This is a genomic window from Bradyrhizobium sp. CB1015, from assembly GCF_025200925.1.
In the GTDB taxonomy this organism is placed as follows: Bacteria; Pseudomonadota; Alphaproteobacteria; order Rhizobiales; family Xanthobacteraceae; genus Bradyrhizobium.
Map to the genome: position 1 here is coordinate 186,474 of NZ_CP104174.1, position 15,363 is coordinate 201,836.

General features: G+C 65.3%; 22 protein-coding genes. 16 read left to right on the forward strand and 6 right to left on the reverse strand.

Going from position 1 to position 15,363, the window contains the following annotated elements:
• Nucleotides 1–19 precede the first annotated feature (19 nt).
• The 6 genes from rpsP (at nucleotide 20) to N2604_RS00890 (ending at nucleotide 4,270) form a co-directional block, all read left to right on the forward strand.
• Entirely contained in the window at nucleotides 20–352 is a 333-nt protein-coding gene (gene rpsP, locus N2604_RS00865; RefSeq protein ID WP_172789386.1) for a 30S ribosomal protein S16, read from the forward strand.
• A gap of 9 nt (nucleotides 353–361) precedes the next feature.
• Complete coding sequence (gene rimM, locus N2604_RS00870; protein ID WP_260373397.1) at nucleotides 362–919, forward strand: ribosome maturation factor RimM; 558 nt, start codon at nucleotides 362–364, stop codon at nucleotides 917–919.
• 83 nt (nucleotides 920–1,002) lie between these two features.
• Complete coding sequence (trmD, locus tag N2604_RS00875) at nucleotides 1,003–1,746, forward strand: tRNA (guanosine(37)-N1)-methyltransferase TrmD (RefSeq protein WP_260373398.1); 744 nt, start codon at nucleotides 1,003–1,005, stop codon at nucleotides 1,744–1,746.
• A 110-nt stretch (nucleotides 1,747–1,856) separates the two neighbouring features.
• On the forward strand, nucleotides 1,857–2,237 hold the full coding sequence (rplS, locus tag N2604_RS00880; RefSeq protein ID WP_036008895.1) for a 50S ribosomal protein L19: 381 nt from the start codon (nucleotides 1,857–1,859) through the stop codon (nucleotides 2,235–2,237).
• A gap of 325 nt (nucleotides 2,238–2,562) precedes the next feature.
• Nucleotides 2,563–3,969: a 3-isopropylmalate dehydratase large subunit gene (gene leuC, locus N2604_RS00885; protein ID WP_260373399.1), complete on the forward strand. Its 1,407-nt coding sequence runs from the start codon at nucleotides 2,563–2,565 to the stop codon at nucleotides 3,967–3,969.
• Nucleotides 3,970–4,060: 91 nt separating this feature from the next.
• Nucleotides 4,061–4,270: a hypothetical protein gene (locus N2604_RS00890; RefSeq protein ID WP_260373400.1), complete on the forward strand. Its 210-nt coding sequence runs from the start codon at nucleotides 4,061–4,063 to the stop codon at nucleotides 4,268–4,270.
• A gap of 60 nt (nucleotides 4,271–4,330) precedes the next feature.
• On the opposite strand, the gene N2604_RS00895 is transcribed toward N2604_RS00890, so the two are convergent.
• Nucleotides 4,331–4,885, reverse strand: a complete 555-nt coding sequence (locus N2604_RS00895) for a hypothetical protein (protein ID WP_260373401.1) — start codon at nucleotides 4,883–4,885, stop codon at nucleotides 4,331–4,333.
• Between the two features lie 171 nt (nucleotides 4,886–5,056).
• Here N2604_RS00895 and N2604_RS00900 point away from each other — a divergent pair, with 171 nt between their 5' ends.
• On the forward strand, nucleotides 5,057–5,353 hold the full coding sequence (locus tag N2604_RS00900; protein ID WP_260373402.1) for a DUF1330 domain-containing protein: 297 nt from the start codon (nucleotides 5,057–5,059) through the stop codon (nucleotides 5,351–5,353).
• Between the two features lie 21 nt (nucleotides 5,354–5,374).
• Here N2604_RS00900 and N2604_RS00905 read toward each other — a convergent pair whose 3' ends face one another.
• Nucleotides 5,375–5,656 (reverse strand): hypothetical protein, encoded by a 282-nt coding sequence (locus N2604_RS00905; RefSeq protein WP_260373403.1) that lies wholly within the window; start codon nucleotides 5,654–5,656, stop codon nucleotides 5,375–5,377.
• Between the two features lie 155 nt (nucleotides 5,657–5,811).
• Here N2604_RS00905 and N2604_RS00910 point away from each other — a divergent pair, with 155 nt between their 5' ends.
• The 4 genes from N2604_RS00910 to N2604_RS00925 all read left to right on the forward strand — a co-directional run bounded on the left by N2604_RS00910 (nucleotide 5,812) and on the right by N2604_RS00925 (nucleotide 8,457).
• Nucleotides 5,812–6,210 carry a metallopeptidase family protein gene (locus N2604_RS00910; RefSeq protein ID WP_260373404.1) on the forward strand — a complete coding sequence of 133 codons (399 nt, stop codon included), beginning with the start codon at nucleotides 5,812–5,814 and terminating at the stop codon, nucleotides 6,208–6,210.
• 127 nt (nucleotides 6,211–6,337) lie between these two features.
• Nucleotides 6,338–6,943, forward strand: a complete 606-nt coding sequence (leuD, locus tag N2604_RS00915; protein WP_260373405.1) for a 3-isopropylmalate dehydratase small subunit — start codon at nucleotides 6,338–6,340, stop codon at nucleotides 6,941–6,943.
• Between the two features lie 79 nt (nucleotides 6,944–7,022).
• On the forward strand, nucleotides 7,023–7,808 hold the full coding sequence (locus tag N2604_RS00920; protein WP_260373406.1) for a hypothetical protein: 786 nt from the start codon (nucleotides 7,023–7,025) through the stop codon (nucleotides 7,806–7,808).
• Nucleotides 7,809–8,037: 229 nt separating this feature from the next.
• Nucleotides 8,038–8,457: a hypothetical protein gene (locus N2604_RS00925; protein WP_260373407.1), complete on the forward strand. Its 420-nt coding sequence runs from the start codon at nucleotides 8,038–8,040 to the stop codon at nucleotides 8,455–8,457.
• A gap of 10 nt (nucleotides 8,458–8,467) precedes the next feature.
• On the opposite strand, the gene N2604_RS00930 is transcribed toward N2604_RS00925, so the two are convergent.
• Both N2604_RS00930 and N2604_RS00935 read right to left on the reverse strand, forming a co-directional pair.
• Nucleotides 8,468–9,241, reverse strand: a complete 774-nt coding sequence (locus N2604_RS00930; RefSeq protein WP_260373408.1) for an N-acyl homoserine lactonase family protein — start codon at nucleotides 9,239–9,241, stop codon at nucleotides 8,468–8,470.
• Nucleotides 9,242–9,252: 11 nt separating this feature from the next.
• Nucleotides 9,253–10,146: an AraC family transcriptional regulator gene (locus N2604_RS00935; RefSeq protein ID WP_260373409.1), complete on the reverse strand. Its 894-nt coding sequence runs from the start codon at nucleotides 10,144–10,146 to the stop codon at nucleotides 9,253–9,255.
• A 194-nt stretch (nucleotides 10,147–10,340) separates the two neighbouring features.
• Between N2604_RS00935 and N2604_RS00940 the strand changes: the two genes are divergently transcribed.
• Nucleotides 10,341–11,096, forward strand: a complete 756-nt coding sequence (locus N2604_RS00940; protein ID WP_260373410.1) for an SDR family NAD(P)-dependent oxidoreductase — start codon at nucleotides 10,341–10,343, stop codon at nucleotides 11,094–11,096.
• Between the two features lie 160 nt (nucleotides 11,097–11,256).
• Here N2604_RS00940 and N2604_RS00945 read toward each other — a convergent pair whose 3' ends face one another.
• Together N2604_RS00945 and N2604_RS00950 are read right to left on the reverse strand one after the other, a co-directional pair.
• On the reverse strand, nucleotides 11,257–11,913 hold the full coding sequence (locus N2604_RS00945) for an HAD hydrolase-like protein (protein WP_260373411.1): 657 nt from the start codon (nucleotides 11,911–11,913) through the stop codon (nucleotides 11,257–11,259).
• A 3-nt stretch (nucleotides 11,914–11,916) separates the two neighbouring features.
• Nucleotides 11,917–12,798: a CoA ester lyase gene (locus N2604_RS00950; protein ID WP_260373412.1), complete on the reverse strand. Its 882-nt coding sequence runs from the start codon at nucleotides 12,796–12,798 to the stop codon at nucleotides 11,917–11,919.
• Nucleotides 12,799–12,901: 103 nt separating this feature from the next.
• Here N2604_RS00950 and N2604_RS00955 point away from each other — a divergent pair, with 103 nt between their 5' ends.
• From N2604_RS00955 to N2604_RS00970, 4 genes are all read left to right on the forward strand, one after another.
• Nucleotides 12,902–13,543, forward strand: a complete 642-nt coding sequence (locus tag N2604_RS00955; RefSeq protein ID WP_260373413.1) for a carbonic anhydrase — start codon at nucleotides 12,902–12,904, stop codon at nucleotides 13,541–13,543.
• 147 nt (nucleotides 13,544–13,690) lie between these two features.
• On the forward strand, nucleotides 13,691–14,386 hold the full coding sequence (gene tsaB, locus N2604_RS00960; protein WP_260373414.1) for a tRNA (adenosine(37)-N6)-threonylcarbamoyltransferase complex dimerization subunit type 1 TsaB: 696 nt from the start codon (nucleotides 13,691–13,693) through the stop codon (nucleotides 14,384–14,386).
• Complete coding sequence (gene rimI, locus N2604_RS00965) at nucleotides 14,383–14,868, forward strand: ribosomal protein S18-alanine N-acetyltransferase (protein WP_260373415.1); 486 nt, start codon at nucleotides 14,383–14,385, stop codon at nucleotides 14,866–14,868. Before tsaB ends, rimI begins: the two co-directional genes overlap by 4 nt.
• A gap of 38 nt (nucleotides 14,869–14,906) precedes the next feature.
• Nucleotides 14,907–15,362, forward strand: a complete 456-nt coding sequence (locus N2604_RS00970; RefSeq protein WP_260373416.1) for a Fur family transcriptional regulator — start codon at nucleotides 14,907–14,909, stop codon at nucleotides 15,360–15,362.
• Nucleotide 15,363 lies beyond the last annotated feature (1 nt).

The following is a 15,363-nucleotide window of genomic DNA, read 5'->3' on the forward strand; positions in this document are numbered from 1 at the left end:
TACTTTGAAGGAGAACTGAATGTCCGTCGTTATCCGCCTCGCCCGAGCAGGCACCAAGAAGCGTCCCGTCTATCACGTCGTCGTCGCCGACTCGCGCTTTCCGCGCGACGGCCGCTTCATCGAGCGTCTCGGCTATTTCAATCCGCTGCTGCCGAAGGACAACGAGACCCGCCTCAAGCTCGACATGGACAAGGTGAAGGCCTGGCTCGCCAAGGGCGCGCAGCCGTCCGATCGCGTCGCGCGTTTCCTCGATGCCGCCGGCGTTGCGAAGCGCGAAGCGCGCAACAACCCGCAGAAGGCCGTGCCGCGCAAGGAGCGCAAGGCGCAGGCCGAAGCCGCCGCGAAGGCGTAAGGCTGGATCATGTCGGCGCTGGTCTGCGTCGCGCGGATCGGCGCCGCGCATGGTGTGCGCGGTGCGGTCAAGCTGTGGACCTTCACCGAGGATCCCTTCGCCGTCCGCCGCTACGGACCGCTGTCGACCAGGGACGGCAGGCGCCAGTTCGAGATCGCAGAGGTGCGCGAGGCCAAAGATCATCTGGTCGCGACATTCAAGGGTGTCGCGACCCGCGATGAGGCCGAGCGCCTCAACGGAATCGAGCTCTACGTCCCGCGCGGCAAACTGCCCGCGACGGACGAGGACGAATATTACCACACCGATTTGATCGGGCTCGCCGCCGTCACAACGGGCGGCGATGCGCTCGGCCGCGTCATCGCGATCCATAATTTCGGTGCCGGCGACATCATCGAGATTGCGCCCCTCAACGGCGCGACAATGCTGCTGCCGTTCTCGAATGCGGTGGTGCCGGAGGTCGACCTCAAAGGCGGCCGCGTCGTGATCGCGCTGCCGCAGGAGATCGAGGGGGACGACGGGGACAACGATCCCTCCACGAGTCGTCCCCGCGAACGCGGGGACCCATAACCACAGGGCGTGGTTTTTGGCTAAGCTGGCAGCTCCAGCCACCGCGCGCTTCGCGCGCCTCGGGACGACGAGATCGGGATGCAATGACCTACCCCTCACCCTGGCGAGCGACGGTGCTGACGCTGTTTCCGGAGATGTTTCCAGGGCCACTCGGCGTGAGCCTCGCCGGTCGGGCGCTCGCGTCCGGGCTGTGGCAGATCGAGGCGCGGGACATCCGGGCATCCGCGACCGACCGCCACCGCAGCGTCGACGACACCCCGGCCGGCGGCGGGCCGGGCATGGTGCTGCGGGCGGACGTTCTCGCCGCGGCGATCGATGCCGCCGAGATCGGCTCTGAGCGGCCGCGCTTGCTGATGAGCCCGCGCGGTCGGCCATTGACCCAGGCCCGCGTCACCGAACTCGCCCGGGGCCCCGGTCCCCTGATCGTCTGCGGGCGGTTCGAGGGGGTGGACCAGCGGGTGATCGACGGACGGGCTCTGGAGGAGGTCTCGATCGGCGATTACGTGCTGTCCGGGGGCGAAATCGCCGCTTTAGCCCTGATCGATGCCTGCGTCCGGCTGCTGCCGGGGGTGATGGGCAAGGAGACCTCGGGAACCGAGGAGAGTTTTTCGGACGGCCTGCTCGAATACCCCCAATACACCCGCCCGCAGCTGTTCGAGGGGGTTCCGATCCCTGCCATCCTCACCTCCGGCGACCATGCCAAGGTGGCGGCCTGGCGGCGGGCCGAATCCGAGGCCCTGACGGCCTCCCGGCGCCCGGATTTGTGGGGAAAGGCCGCGAATCGGGGGAGCGGCCAAAAAACGCCAAAAAACAAGACAGACGGGTGACAAACGCTCCGGCTTGCCTTATAGGAGCGGCCAAATCCGCAATGGCTGGATAGACGAATTTCACGCAGCCCCCGTTTCGCAAGGCTGGGCGCGCCGATGGAGATTTACCCATGAACCTGATCAAGCAGCTCGAGCAGGAGCAATTCGACAAGCTGTCCGCAGGCAAGGACATCCCGGAATTCGCCCCCGGCGACACCGTGATCGTCAACGTGAAGGTGGTCGAAGGCGACCGCACCCGCGTGCAGGCCTATGAGGGCGTCTGCATCGGCCGTTCCGGCGGTGGCCTCAACGAGAGCTTCACCGTGCGCAAGATCTCCTATGGCGAGGGCGTCGAGCGCGTGTTCCCGCTGCTCTCCCCGATGATCGACTCGATCAAGGTGGTGCGCCGCGGCAAGGTGCGTCGCGCCAAGCTCTATTATCTCCGCAACCTTCGCGGCAAGTCGGCCCGCATCGTCGAGAAGCAGGACCGCGCTGCTGCCGTCGGCGAGTAAGCTTCGCCGTCAGGCAAGTCTTTCGAAAGCGCGGGGCTCGGCTCCGCGCTTTTTTGTTGCGTCAGCCGTGCACGTCAAAGCTCTCGCGCTTCCAATTCGGCCTGCTATATATTCCTAGAATGTTTCCAGATCCGACCAGCTTCGCCCCCATCCAGCGCATCGTCATCGACGATCGCTCGCGGCTGCCTGGCCGGTTCTTCGGACGCTTCGCGACCTCGGCAACGTCAGAGCTTAGCCGCGCAGCCTAAAAGCTGCGCTGACGATTTTGTTGCCCGCGCGCTCTGCCGCGCTCATCGCTGACACACATTCTTCGGAGCTCGAGCTCATGTCCAAGCCGACCACCCTGTACGACAAGATCTGGAACGACCATCTGGTGCACGAAGCCGAGGACGGCACCTGCCTGCTCTACATCGATCGCCACCTGGTGCACGAGGTGACCTCGCCGCAGGCGTTCGAAGGCCTGCGCGCCACCGGGCGCAAGGTCCATGCGCCCGAGAAGACGCTCGCCGTCGTCGATCACAACGTCCCGACCACCGACCGCACCAAGCCGAATCCCGATCCTGAAAGCATCGAGCAGATCAAGGCGCTGGCCGAGAACGCCAGGGAATTCGGCATCGAATATTACAACGAGTTCGACAAGCGTCAGGGCATCGTCCACGTCATCGGCCCCGAGCAGGGCTTTACGCTGCCCGGCACCACCATCGTCTGCGGCGACAGCCACACCTCGACGCATGGCGCGTTCGGCGCGCTCGCCCACGGCATCGGCACCAGCGAGGTCGAGCACGTGCTGGCGACGCAGACGCTGATCCAGAAGAAAGCGAAGAACATGCGTGTCACCGTCGACGGCAAATTGCCGGATGGCGTGACGGGCAAGGACATCATTCTGGCCATCATCGGCGAGATCGGCACCGCCGGCGGCACCGGCTACGTGCTGGAATATGCCGGCGAAGCGATCCGCGCGCTCTCGATGGAAGGCCGCATGACGGTTTGCAACATGTCGATCGAAGGCGGCGCGCGCGCTGGCCTGGTCGCGCCCGACCAGAAGGCGTTCGACTTCCTGCGCGACCGCCCCAAGGCGCCGAAAGGCGCGGACTGGGACGCGGCGATGCGCTACTGGGAGAAGTTGCGGTCCGACGACGGCGCGCATTTCGATCACGAGCTGCGCCTCGACGCTGCAAAGCTGCCGCCGATCGTGACCTGGGGCACCTCGCCTGAAGACGTGATCTCGGTCACCGGCATCGTGCCCGATCCCGACAAGATCGCGGACGAGGCCAAGCGCATCTCCAAGCATCGCGCGCTGAAGTACATGGGCCTGACCGCGGGGACGAAGATCACCGACATCAAGCTCGACCGCGTCTTCATCGGCTCCTGCACCAACGGCCGCATCGAGGATCTGCGCGCGGCGGCGAAGATCGCCGAAGGCAAGACCGTGTCGGCGAACGTCAACGCCATGGTCGTGCCGGGCTCCGGCATCGTGAAGGAGCAGGCCGAGGCCGAGGGGCTCGACAAGATCTTCATCAAGGCCGGCTTCGAATGGCGCGAGCCGGGCTGCTCGATGTGCCTTGCCATGAACCCGGACAAGCTGAAGCCGGAAGAGCGCTGCGCCTCGACCTCGAACCGCAACTTCGAGGGCCGCCAGGGTTTCAAGGGCCGCACCCATCTGGTGTCGCCGGCGATGGCAGCGGCGGCGGCGATCGCAGGTCACTTCGTCGACGTCAGGGACTGGCGCTAAGCTACTTCCTGCAATTGTAGCGATCGCGGCAAAGCGCCGTTAATCGGCGGTGCCGACAGTGTCCTCGCGACGGTTTCGCGAGGGCACGTCCATGGCCAACAAGCCGGAATATGTCGATCTCATCAGTGAGGCCACGCGTCAGCACCGGCGACGCGCGGCGCCATTGCGCATCGTCGCCAAGCCCGAGGTCGAGGAGACCTCCAAGCTCAGCCGCTGGCCGCCGGCGATGTTTCGGCAATGGAAGCTCGAGAACCTGATGCGGTGGAAGGCTTCGTCCTGGAAGCTGAAGGATTGGGTTTAAGCCATGGCGTCATTCCGGGGCGCCCGAAGGGCGAACCCGGAATGACGGCACTCGCTCACATCACCAATAATACCGGTACGGATAGTGCCAGCGGGGCCAGCGGCAGACGCGGCGCGGGCCGTAATAGGTCCAGATGATCCGGCAGCGGCGCGGATAGTGGTAGTAGGGATAGTACCCGCCGTAGTAATAGCGCCGGTGGAAGTGACGATAGCCGTAATGGCGGTGATGATGGCCCCAGTGCCGGTGGACGCCCCCATATCCGCCGTAGCGATAGCCGCCATAGCGATAGCCTCCGACATGGCTGTGGTGAAAGGCCGGCGCGGCGCGGAAGCCGCCGCCATGAAAGCCACCGCCGCGGAAGCCGCCGATATGTCCGCCGCCGCCGCGAAAACCTCCGCCGTGAAAATGCCCGCCACCATGTCCGCCGTGCCCGCCATGGCGAACCTGCGTGACGAGATCGTCGGTTGCGGCCTTCGTCAGCGGCGACGTCGCCGGATTGATCAAGCTCAGCGCTTCAGCGCGACGCGCGCTGCCGGCCGACAGCATCAGCGTCGCGGCAGCCGCAAGCCCGAGCAGGCGCATCGGGCTGGCCCGGCGACCCAAAATCCTCAGCATGGAATTCTCCCTGAACCCGACAGCAGAGCTGCGACGTCGCGGCCGCACCATTGCTGTTCAATTGCAGTCGCTCCCAAGATTAAATTGCGGACAGCGATGTGAACGCGCCATGAATGAACGACACTGGGCTCTGCGATGCGGCGCCGTGCCGCGAGAGAAGGAATTTTGCAGATGACTGTCTACGCCATTGCGCAGTTGAAGATGACGGACCGCGCGGCCTATGAGCGCTATCAGGCGCGGTTCTTCGACGTGTTCAGGAAGTACAATGGCCGTCTGCTCGCCGCCGACGAACAGCCGCGCGTGCTCGAAGGCGCATGGCCGCATGACAAGCTCGTCCTGATGTCGTTCCCCGACGAGGCCGCATTCCTCGCCTTCTCGACCTCGCCCGACTACGAAGAGATCTCGCGCGATCGCAAGGCGGGCGCGCAGGCGACGGTGCTGCTGGTGAAGGGATTTGCGCCCGGCTAGCGGACCACGACCCTCGCGGCGTCAGCCCCGGCGCCAGTAGCAGCTCACGCGCGGCACGATCACCGTGCCGCTCGGCCGGTACTCCTGCACATAGGTGGCGTTGCAGACGCGGAGCGCGTCGGGGCCCGGATTGTAGCGGGGATAGACGCCGTCCGGGCTGTAATAGGGCGTGACGCGCAGGCGCGCCGGGGGCCGCTTGCGCGGCGGGGGGACATCGTCCGGCGAGACCAATTGGGCCATCCGGATCTCGGAACTGGCGGCCTGCGCCTCGGCACCGACGCAAAACTGCGAAAACAACCCCATGCACAGTAGAGTCAGCCCTGTTTTCGCTCGCATTTTCCGCCCACCTGAAACGTCCCATTGACGGCCCCACGCTCCCCGTTTTGGCGGCGCCCGTCAACCTCGCCGCGCTTATAAAGCCAGATGCATCAGCGGGAAACCCGCGCTAAGAGGTGCTCATGTGGACGGAATTGAAAGCCCCTTCGCTCGCCGAGATGGAAGCGATGGCTCACGATGTGTTCGAGCGCCTGCCGGCGGAATTTCGTAAGCTCTGCGAGGGCGTGATCGTCCGCGTCGACGACTTCCCGACCGAGGAGGTTCTGGACGAGATGGAATGCGAGAGCGAGTTCGACCTGCTCGGCCTGTTCCAGGGCGTCGGCCTGCCCCAGCAGAGCCTTGGCGACGTGGCGCGGCTGCCCAACATGGTCTGGCTCTACCGCCGCCCGATCCTGGACTATTGGGCCGAGCACGACGAAAGCCTCGGCCACATCGTCCGCCACGTCCTGATCCACGAGATCGGCCACCATTTTGGTCTGTCGGACGACGATATGGCCGCGATCGAGGCTAAGGCGGAGTAGAGCGGTCTCGGTCCACCTCTCCCCACCGGGGAGAGGTAAGGGCAGCCCTGCCGAATTCGGCCTAGGATTTCCGCCCCGATCGCGATAAATAGCCGGTTCCCTGAACCACGTGCGGGAAAGCGCAACCATGGACAAGTTCACCACGCTGGAAGGCGTCGCGGCGCCGCTGAAGATCATCAATGTCGACACCGACATGATCATTCCGAAGCAGTACCTCAAGACCATCAAGCGCACCGGCCTTGGCAAGGGGCTCTTCTCCGAGCAGCGCTACAAGGACGACGGCAGCGAGAATCCGGACTTCGTGCTCAACCAGCCCGCCTATCGCAATGCGAAGGTGCTGGTCGCCGGCGACAATTTCGGCTGCGGCTCGAGCCGCGAGCACGCGCCCTGGGCGCTGCTTGACTTCGGCATCCGCTGCGTGATCTCGACTTCGTTCGGCGACATCTTCTACAACAATTGCTTCAAGAACGGCATTCTGCCGATCCGCGTTTCTCAAGAAGACCTCGGCAAGCTGTTCGACGACGCCGAGCGCGGCGCCAACGCGACGCTGACGATCGACCTGCCGAACCAAGAGATCCGCGGTCCCGACGGCGGCAAGGTCAAGTTCGAGATCGATCCGTTCCGCAAGCACTGCCTGATCAACGGCCTCGACGACATCGGCCTCACCATGGAGAAGAAGGCCTCGATCGACTCTTACGAGGACAAGCTCAAGCGCGAACGCGCCTGGGCCTGATCGCAAGTTTGGTTTGAGCCCCGGTGCCGCAAGCGCCGGGGCTTTTTGTTTGCCCGGATTGTCCCGTATAAATTTGCTCATGCTGCCCGAGATCGTCACCTTCTGGCACGGCCCGATGGATGCGCTGCGCCAGACCTGTCTGCGCTCGCAGCTCGCTGCCGGCCACAAGGTCACGGTCTACAGCTTCGATCCCATCCCCGGGCTGCCGGCCGAGGTTGCGAATGCCGAGGCCGAGGCGATCCTGCCGCACGCGTTCTCCGAACGCCTGCGCCCGCCGCAGCCGGACGGCAGCTGGCGCGACTGGACCATTCTGCAATTCAGCGACTTCTTCCGCATGAAGCTGATGGCGAAGGGCCTCGGCCTCTGGCTAGACGCCGACGTGCTGCTGCTCAAGCCCGTCGAGATCGATCCGGCGAAGCCCTACTTCGCCTGGGAGCGGCCGCGCCAGCTCGGCAATTCCGTGCTCTATCTGCCGCCCGGGCACGGCATCGTCGCCGCCTTCGAAGAGCTGATGGAGCAGGAGGAGCTGATGCCGAACTGGCTGTCGCTGCGCCATCGGGTCACCTTCATGATGCGCCGCCTGCGCGGCGGCTCGAACCGACTCTCGGATATTCGCGTCGCGATCTACGGGCCCGCGGCACTCACCGCGCTCGCGCGCCGTACCGGTGAATTGCAGAATGCACTGCCGAAGCAGTCGTTCTATGCCGTGCATGCCGAGCCGAAACTGTTCTTCGATCCCTCGAGCTATCTCGGCCTCGTCACCGATCCCAGCATCATCGGCCTGCACATCTCGCCAAAGGGCCGCGGCGGCGAGAAGCCGATTCCCGGCAGCCTGTATGCGTGGGCTGCGGAGCGGTTCGCGTAAGCTTCCGCTCGTGTCCCGGACGCGGTGCAGCGTGTAACGCTGCTCCGCTGAGCCGGGATCCAGCAAGCGGCGCGATGGCCCCGGCTCAGCGGCGCACCACGACGTGCTGCGCCGCGTCCGGGGCACGAGACCGGATTAGATGCCCCTCCCCTGTTTGATCCAGCGCAACGCGCCCCTGCATCATTGTGCTTATCTCGCTCCAATTCCGCTCGTCCGAATGGAGCTTTCCATGAGCACCGCAACCAGGCCCTATCCCATCGTCCAGGATCTCATCGAGTCCTTCGCCAACTGGCTGAAGCACCGCCGCGAGATCAACGAGATGCGGCAGCTCGACCGCGCCGATTTCGACCGGATCGCCAATGATCTCAGGATCGCGCCCGACGATCTGGAGGAGCTGGTCCGTCATGGCCGCCACGCCGCCGACGAGCTGCCGAAGATGCTCGATCAGCTCGGCATCAGCGCCGAAGCGCTCGGCCGCGCGCAGCCGCTGCTGCTCCGCGACCTCGAGCGGGTCTGCTCGCTCTGCAATCAAAAGGGACGGTGCGACCACGATCTCGCCGAGGGCACCGCCGCGGAGAACTACCACGGCTATTGCGGCAACGCCTCGACGCTGGAGACGCTCGAGCGCGCCGAACACGCGCCGCGGTGAGGCACCAGCGTTACTCGATCCACTTCGGCGCGTAAGCCATTCCTTGGCTTTGCGCCGTATCGTGATTGATCCAGATTTCGGCGTTCTCCACGCGTAGCAGCTCGATCACCTTGGCCATCGACGCAACCGTCGCCTGCGGGTCGGCATTGAACGAGGGCACGCGCATGTGCCGGAGGTTCTCCCGGTTATGCGCGACGTCGCCGCTCAGCAGCACGGCGCCACGCCGCGGCAGCCTTGCCATCAGCGAGCAATGCCCGGGAGTATGACCGGGCGTGAAGATCATGCGCACTGCGCCATCCCCGAATATGTCGTAGTCGCCATCGACGATCTCGTAAGGCCGCTCCTGCAACGCCTCGTAGTGCGGCAGCGAATAGCCGAACTCGTCAGGGTCAGGCCCGAACATGGCTTCGAACTCGGCCCGCTGAGCGATCCATCTAGCGTTCTCGAACAGGTCGACATTTCCGATATGATCGAAATGCGCGTGAGAAAGCAGGATCGTGCCGATATCGCGGGGCCGCACCCCGATTTCATCCAATTGGTCCGCGATAGGACGATGCACGATGCCGCGTATGCCGTGTGCGATGATGCGCCCTTCCGGATGCTTGGCCAGCTCATCCGCTATTCCCGTATCCCAGATCAGCCATTCGCCGCGGTGACGGATGAGATAGGCATTGCAGCTCAGCGTCATGGGCATGCCGACATTGATGCCGGGAGAATAGATCGAACCGTCCTCGACCTGCGCAATGCCTCCGTCGAGGATGTAGATCCTGTCGATTGTCGCCATTTCAGAACTCTTCAAGCCGCCGATTCGACGCGCCGCTTCGCCTCGCGCATGTCGCGCCCGGGCGGCATGCCGAACAATCGGCAATATTCCCGCGTGAACTGCGTGACGCTTTCGTAGCCGACCCGATGAGAGGCGGTCGCAATGCTCGCGCCATCGGCCAGCATGGTGCGGCGCGCCTCGATCAGACGAAGCTGCTTCTGAAACTGAAGCGGGGTCAGCGACGTGACGCTGCGAAAGTGCAGGTGAAAGGCCGACTGGCTCATCCCCGCGGCCTTGGCGAGCCGGTCGACACGCAAAGGCTTCGCATAGTCGGCGCGAATGATCGCAACCGCACTGCCAATCCGCTGCGCATGGCTGTCGGCGATGCCAAGCGCCCTGATGGCGCCGCCGTGCCGACCGGCCAACAGCCAATAATGCAGCTCCCGCAGCACTTGGCGCTGGAGGATCGAGGCGGACGAGGGCCGATCGATCAGGCGCAACAGCCGCAGCGCCACCTCGCTCACATCCCGCTCCGTCGGCTCGACCCGCAGCGGCTGGGACGGAACATAAGGCGCCGCCCCCATCTCGACGACCAGCCCCTCGATGACAATGGGATCGAGCTCGACGACGAGCGACAGATAGGGCACCGCGGCGGTGGCACGCGTAATCTGGCTCACCGTCGGCACGTCGCTCGAGATCACCAGCGAATCGCCTGCGCCCAAGTCGAAGGACGTGGCGCCGACCGCAACACGCTTGGCACCTTGCAGCACCAAGGCGACCAGGGGCTTGGAGATCGCAAATTGGAGCGCGCTCGGCGCGGTCTCACGGATGATCGAGATGCCGGCGAATGGCGTGGACGCAAGGCCTTTGTCGTCGGCGCGAGCTGCGGCGTAACGGCTGGCGATCTGGAGCAGCGTTTCGGTCACGGGCCCAATCTAGGCCGAGCCAGGCACGCGGGCAATTGCCGAGGGGCGATCGGGCAAGAAGACGGGAGTTTCAGGCAAGCCTGTCGCCGGCCGCATTCCGGGAGGATTGGGCAAGACGATCGGAGCATCCGGCAACATCGGATGCCTGATCACAGGCAGAAAGGCCCCACCGAAACTTCACGAGGAAGCCTCAAATGCCCACCATTTCGCTCGTCACCGGCGCCAGCCGGGGCCTTGGCCGCAATACCGCAATCGCCATCGCGCGTCACGGCGGCGACGTCATCATGACCTATCGCAGCGGCGCCGCCGCCGCCCGCGAGGTCGTCGCCGAAATCGAGGCGCTCGGCCGAAAGGCGGTCGCGCTCCAGCTCGACGTCACCTCCGTATCGACCTTTCCGGCGTTTGCCGCAAAAGTCGGATCGGCGCTGGCGGAGCACTGGCACACTGACAAGTTCGATCATCTCGTCAACAATGCCGGCCAGGGCGAAATGGCCGCCATCGCCGAGACGACGGAGCAGCAGTTCGACGCGCTCTTCGACACCCATGTCAAAGGGCCGTTCTTTCTGACGCAGGCCTTGCTGCCGCTGCTTGGCGACAAAGGCCGGATCATCAACTTCTCGAGCGGGCTGACGCGCGTGTCTTTCCCCGGCTTCTCGGCCTATGCCGCCGCCAAGGGCGCCATCGAGGTTCTGACCGTGTACATGGCAAGAGAATTCGGCGAACGGGGCATCACCGCCAACGTCGTCGCGCCGGGCGCGATCGAGACCGACTTCCTCGGCGGCGCCGTCCGCGACATGCCGGATTTGAACAAGCAGTTCGCGCAAATGACCGCGCTCGGCCGCGTCGGTGTGCCCGACGACATCGGGCCGATGGTCGCGAGCCTGCTCGGTCCCGACAACCGCTGGGTTACGGCCCAGCGCATCGAGGTGTCCGGCGGCCAGACGATCTGAGTGCAACGGCACTTGCGCACTTCGTCGCGAGGCGGCGGAGTGTGCGCCCCTCGGCGCTTCCCCGCCGCCGCGGAGAACTACCACGACTCTTGCGGTAACGCCTCGACGCTGGAGACGCTCGAGCGCGTCGGCCTCGCGCCGCGGTGAATGACGGCGTGGGCTATCTGTTCAGAATCGACAGAACCGCACGCGCGAGATCGGCAGGCCGTTCCACCAATTGATCTGCGCCTGCCGTCTCCAGCTCATCCCGGCTGCCATAGCCCCAGAGCACGCCGACGCTGCGCATCTCGACAGCGTGAGCACCGACGATGTCGTGGCGCCGATCGCCGACCATGAGGCTATGCGCTGCGGAGATGTTCTGATCGGATAGGATATGGGCGAGCAGCTCCGGCTTGTGATCCAGACTGCCGCCCGGCATTGAACCGTAGATGCCGTCGAAGTGCACGGCCAGATTCAGGTTCTGCAAAATGCGTTGCGCGAAAACCTGGCGCTTCGATGTAGCGAGATAGATCCGCAATCCGGCGCGTCGCATGTCCTCGATCGCAGCGCCGATTCCGGAATAGAGCTCGCTTCCGAGCAGACCGGCTTGGCCATAATGCTCGCGATAGGCAACGGCGGCTTGATCGATTCGATCGTCGCCGTACGCCGCCAGCAAGGTTCGCAAGATGTCTTCGAGCGGCGGCCCGATGGTTATCTCGGGGGCATCGTCGGGATCGCGTCCGAGTGCCCGCAATGCGGCTGAGCAGCTCGCGATGATGCCCGGCCGGGAATCCACCAGCGTTCCGTCGAGATCGAGCAGGACGGAACGGGAGCGCACCCCTCAACCCTTCCCCATCGCCGCGATCGCGTCCGCGATCGCGATCGTGCGCCGGGCCATGTCGGCGTGCAGGCGCTCCACCATCGCGCCGTCGAGACGGATCGCACCGCGCGCGGCGTTCTCCGGCAATTCGAACGCCGCGATGATCTTTCGCGCGCGGGCGACTTCCTCCTCGGGCGGCGTGAAGATCGCATTGCAGGCGTCGATCTGGGAGGGGTGGATCAGCGTCTTGCCGTCGAAGCCGAGATCGCGGCCCTGCGCGCATTCGGTGGCGAAACCGTCGGAATTGGCGATGTCGCTGTAGGGGCCGTCGAGGATCTCGAGGCCGTGGGTGCGCGTCGCCAGGATGCAATGGGTGATCATCGGGATCATCGCGGCGCGGCCCGGCAGCATCCGGATCCGCGTCTCGCGCGAGATGTCGTTCGGGCCGAACACGAAGCCCGAGAGGCGGCGCGATGGATCGCGGCCGGCGGCGGCCAGTTCCTCGGCGTGCAGCACGGCGCGCGCGGTCTCGATCATGGCCCAGACCTTCACGGTCGGCGCGGCGCCGAGCTCGGCCAGCTTCCGGCCGATGACGTCGAGATCCTCGACGCTCGAGACTTTTGGAACCAGGATGCCGTCCGGCGACGCCTTGGCCGCCATGGCGACGTCATCCGGCCACCAGGGCGTGTCGAGGCCGTTGGTCCGGATCAGGATCTCGCGCCTGCCAAAGCCCTTGGCGGCGATCGCCGCCGCAATGCCGTCGCGCGCCGCCGCCTTGGCCTCAGGGGCGACGGAATCCTCGAGGTCGAGGATCAGGCCGTCGGCGGGCAGATTGCGCGCCTTTTCCAGCGCGCGCGGGTTGGAGCCGGGCATGAACAGATGGCTGCGGCGCGGGCGGGTCATGCTGGCGTTCCTTCCTGGTCTGTCGTCCCCCCAAGCCGATAGCATTTGGCCTGCCCATTCGAAAGGCTTGTCGGCCTTGGCGGTATGTGATTAGGCATGGACCATGACGACATTCCCGAAGCATTTGCTGGACGGCTACAAGGCCTTCGCGACCCAGCGGCTGCCGACCGAGCAGAACCGCTATCGCGAACTCTCGGTCAAAGGGCAGTCGCCTGAGACCATGGTGATCGGCTGCTGCGACTCCCGGGTCTCCCCCGAGGTGATCTTCGACGCGGGGCCGGGCGAGCTATTCGTCGTCCGCAACATCGCCAATCTGGTGCCGACTTATCAGCCTGACGAAGGCGCGCACGGCGTCTCGGCAGCGCTGGAGTTTGCGGTGACGGTGCTGAAGGTGAAGCACATCGTGGTGCTCGGCCACGCGCAATGCGGCGGCATCCGAGCCTTCGTCGACAAGATCGAGCCGCTGACGCCGGGCGACTTCATCGGCAAATGGATGCAGATGTTCATCAAGCCGGGCGAGGTGGTCGAACAGCGCGAGCACGAGACCATGGCGCAATTCGTCGAGCGCATCGAGAAGGCCGCCGTGTTCCGCAGCCTGGAAAACCTGATGACCTTCCCGTTCGTGCGCAAGGCCGTGGAGAGCGGCCAGATGCAGACTCACGGCGCCTATTTCGGCGTTGCGGAAGGATCGCTGTTCGTGCTGGACAAGGCGACCAAGGAATTCAAGAACGCGCGCGCGGCATAGCCCGCTCGCCGGTGGGGCAAAGCGGCAACGTCTTTGCCGGCCCCGCAATAGGACGTATCGGGGCCTGCAAATCGTGCGTGATGAATGGCGGACAGGCGCCCGGTTCGCTAGAGTGCTCCCCATTCGCCACTCGCCCTTTGCTGTTTCATGCTGATCCTTGCCATCGATACTGCGCTCGACGCCTGCGCGGCCGCCGTTCTCGATACCGACGCCGGCGAGCTCCTCGCACGGGAATCGCAGCTCATGAAGCGCGGCCATGCCGAGGCGTTGATGCCGATGATCGCGCGCGTGATGCAATCGGCCAGCCTCGCCTTCACCTCGCTCGACCGCATCGCCGTCACCGTCGGGCCCGGCAGCTTCACCGGCCTGCGCGTCGGCATCTCGGCGGCGCGGGGCCTTGCACTGGCGGCGAAACGGCCGGCGGTCGGGCTGACGACGCTGTCGGCCTATGCCGCCGGTGTCGTCGGCCAGAGCGGAACGGCGCCGGTGATCTCCGCGATCGACGCGCGGCACGACCACGTCTATTTCCAGATCGTCGCCGGCGACGGCAGCCAGCTGGTGCGCCCCTGCGTCGCCGCCATCGACGCGGCAATCGCGGCCTCGCAATTCGGCGCGCCGCATCTGGTCGGCAATGCCGCTAATATCCTCGCCGATCGCTGGCCGAAGGACGGACCGCAACCCGTTGCGGTCGACGCGCAGCCCGCGCCCGACATCAGCTGGATCGCCTGGCTCGGCGCGGCGGCCAATCCCGACACCAATCCGGCGCGGCCGTTCTATCTGAAAGCGCCCGACGCCAAACCGACGGCACAGACGCCGCGCGCAGCACAAGCCGCGACCTCATGATGGGATGGCTGTCGGAGTGGTGGCGCGGCGGCACGGCCGCCGTCGAGCCAGCGACCATGCGCGATGCCGCGCGCCTCGCGCAGCTGCACGGCGCCGCCTTCGCGCAGGGCTGGGGCGAAGGCGAGTTCGAGAGCATGATGAGCGAGCGCCACACGCTGGTGCATCGCCTGCGTCTCGGCCGCAAGACGATCGGCTTTGCGGTCTCGCGGATCGGCGCGGACGAAGCGGAAATTCTCTCGGTTGCGGTGGACGGGGCTTATCGCGGCCGCGGCCTCTCCCGTACGCTGCTGATGACCCATCTCGGACACCTCGCCGGGCGCGGCGTGCGCACGATATTTCTGGAAGTGGAGGAAAACAACCAGCCGGCGCGGCGGCTTTACGATCGAGCTGGATTCGTGGTGGTCGGACGCCGCGATCGCTACTATAAGCAGCCCAACGGGGAACAATTGAACGCCCTTCTGATGCGACGCGACTTGGCGTAACATCGGTGGCAGAAAGCGCCCGCCAGGCAGACAACGCTATGACCACACTGAAACATTCTCCTGCATCCAAGCCGTCCGATATCGAGGCGCGCTGCGCCGCCACGGGCATGCGCATGACCGAGCAGCGCCGCGTCATCGCCCGTGTGCTGGCGGAAGCGATCGATCATCCCGACGTCGAGGAACTGTACCGGCGCTGCGTTGCGGTCGACGACAAGATCTCGATCTCGACGGTCTACCGCACCGTGAAACTGTTCGAGGACGCCGGCATCATCGAGCGTCACGATTTCCGCGAAGGCCGCGCCCGCTACGAGCAGATGCGCGACAGTCATCACGATCACCTGATCAATCTGCGCGACGGCAAGGTGATCGAGTTCACCTCGGAGGAGATCGAGAAGCTGCAGGCCGAGATCGCCCGCAAGCTCGGCTATCGTCTGGTCGATCACCGGCTCGAGCTCTATTGCGTCCCGCTCGACGACGACAAGCCGACGAACTGAT

What these genes read in the sequence shown, in the direction of transcription:
- N2604_RS00970 (WP_260373416.1), top strand. Translation starts at nt 14,907, where the DNA reads ATGACCACACTGAAACATTCTCCTGCATCCAAGCCGTCCGATATCGAG.
- N2604_RS00950 (WP_260373412.1), bottom strand. Translation starts at nt 12,798, where the DNA reads ATGACCCGCCCGCGCCGCAGCCATCTGTTCATGCCCGGCTCCAACCCG.
- rplS (WP_036008895.1), top strand. Translation starts at nt 1,857, where the DNA reads ATGAACCTGATCAAGCAGCTCGAGCAGGAGCAATTCGACAAGCTGTCC.
- rpsP (WP_172789386.1), top strand. Translation starts at nt 20, where the DNA reads ATGTCCGTCGTTATCCGCCTCGCCCGAGCAGGCACCAAGAAGCGTCCC.
- N2604_RS00955 (WP_260373413.1), top strand. Translation starts at nt 12,902, where the DNA reads ATGACGACATTCCCGAAGCATTTGCTGGACGGCTACAAGGCCTTCGCG.
- N2604_RS00905 (WP_260373403.1), bottom strand. Translation starts at nt 5,656, where the DNA reads ATGGGGTTGTTTTCGCAGTTTTGCGTCGGTGCCGAGGCGCAGGCCGCC.
- N2604_RS00890 (WP_260373400.1), top strand. Translation starts at nt 4,061, where the DNA reads ATGGCCAACAAGCCGGAATATGTCGATCTCATCAGTGAGGCCACGCGT.
- N2604_RS00925 (WP_260373407.1), top strand. Translation starts at nt 8,038, where the DNA reads ATGAGCACCGCAACCAGGCCCTATCCCATCGTCCAGGATCTCATCGAG.
- rimI (WP_260373415.1), top strand. Translation starts at nt 14,383, where the DNA reads ATGATGGGATGGCTGTCGGAGTGGTGGCGCGGCGGCACGGCCGCCGTC.
- leuD (WP_260373405.1), top strand. Translation starts at nt 6,338, where the DNA reads ATGGACAAGTTCACCACGCTGGAAGGCGTCGCGGCGCCGCTGAAGATC.
- N2604_RS00940 (WP_260373410.1), top strand. Translation starts at nt 10,341, where the DNA reads ATGCCCACCATTTCGCTCGTCACCGGCGCCAGCCGGGGCCTTGGCCGC.
- N2604_RS00895 (WP_260373401.1), bottom strand. Translation starts at nt 4,885, where the DNA reads ATGCTGAGGATTTTGGGTCGCCGGGCCAGCCCGATGCGCCTGCTCGGG.
- N2604_RS00920 (WP_260373406.1), top strand. Translation starts at nt 7,023, where the DNA reads ATGCTGCCCGAGATCGTCACCTTCTGGCACGGCCCGATGGATGCGCTG.
- trmD (WP_260373398.1), top strand. Translation starts at nt 1,003, where the DNA reads ATGACCTACCCCTCACCCTGGCGAGCGACGGTGCTGACGCTGTTTCCG.
- N2604_RS00930 (WP_260373408.1), bottom strand. Translation starts at nt 9,241, where the DNA reads ATGGCGACAATCGACAGGATCTACATCCTCGACGGAGGCATTGCGCAG.
- leuC (WP_260373399.1), top strand. Translation starts at nt 2,563, where the DNA reads ATGTCCAAGCCGACCACCCTGTACGACAAGATCTGGAACGACCATCTG.
- rimM (WP_260373397.1), top strand. Translation starts at nt 362, where the DNA reads ATGTCGGCGCTGGTCTGCGTCGCGCGGATCGGCGCCGCGCATGGTGTG.
- N2604_RS00910 (WP_260373404.1), top strand. Translation starts at nt 5,812, where the DNA reads ATGTGGACGGAATTGAAAGCCCCTTCGCTCGCCGAGATGGAAGCGATG.
- N2604_RS00900 (WP_260373402.1), top strand. Translation starts at nt 5,057, where the DNA reads ATGACTGTCTACGCCATTGCGCAGTTGAAGATGACGGACCGCGCGGCC.
- tsaB (WP_260373414.1), top strand. Translation starts at nt 13,691, where the DNA reads ATGCTGATCCTTGCCATCGATACTGCGCTCGACGCCTGCGCGGCCGCC.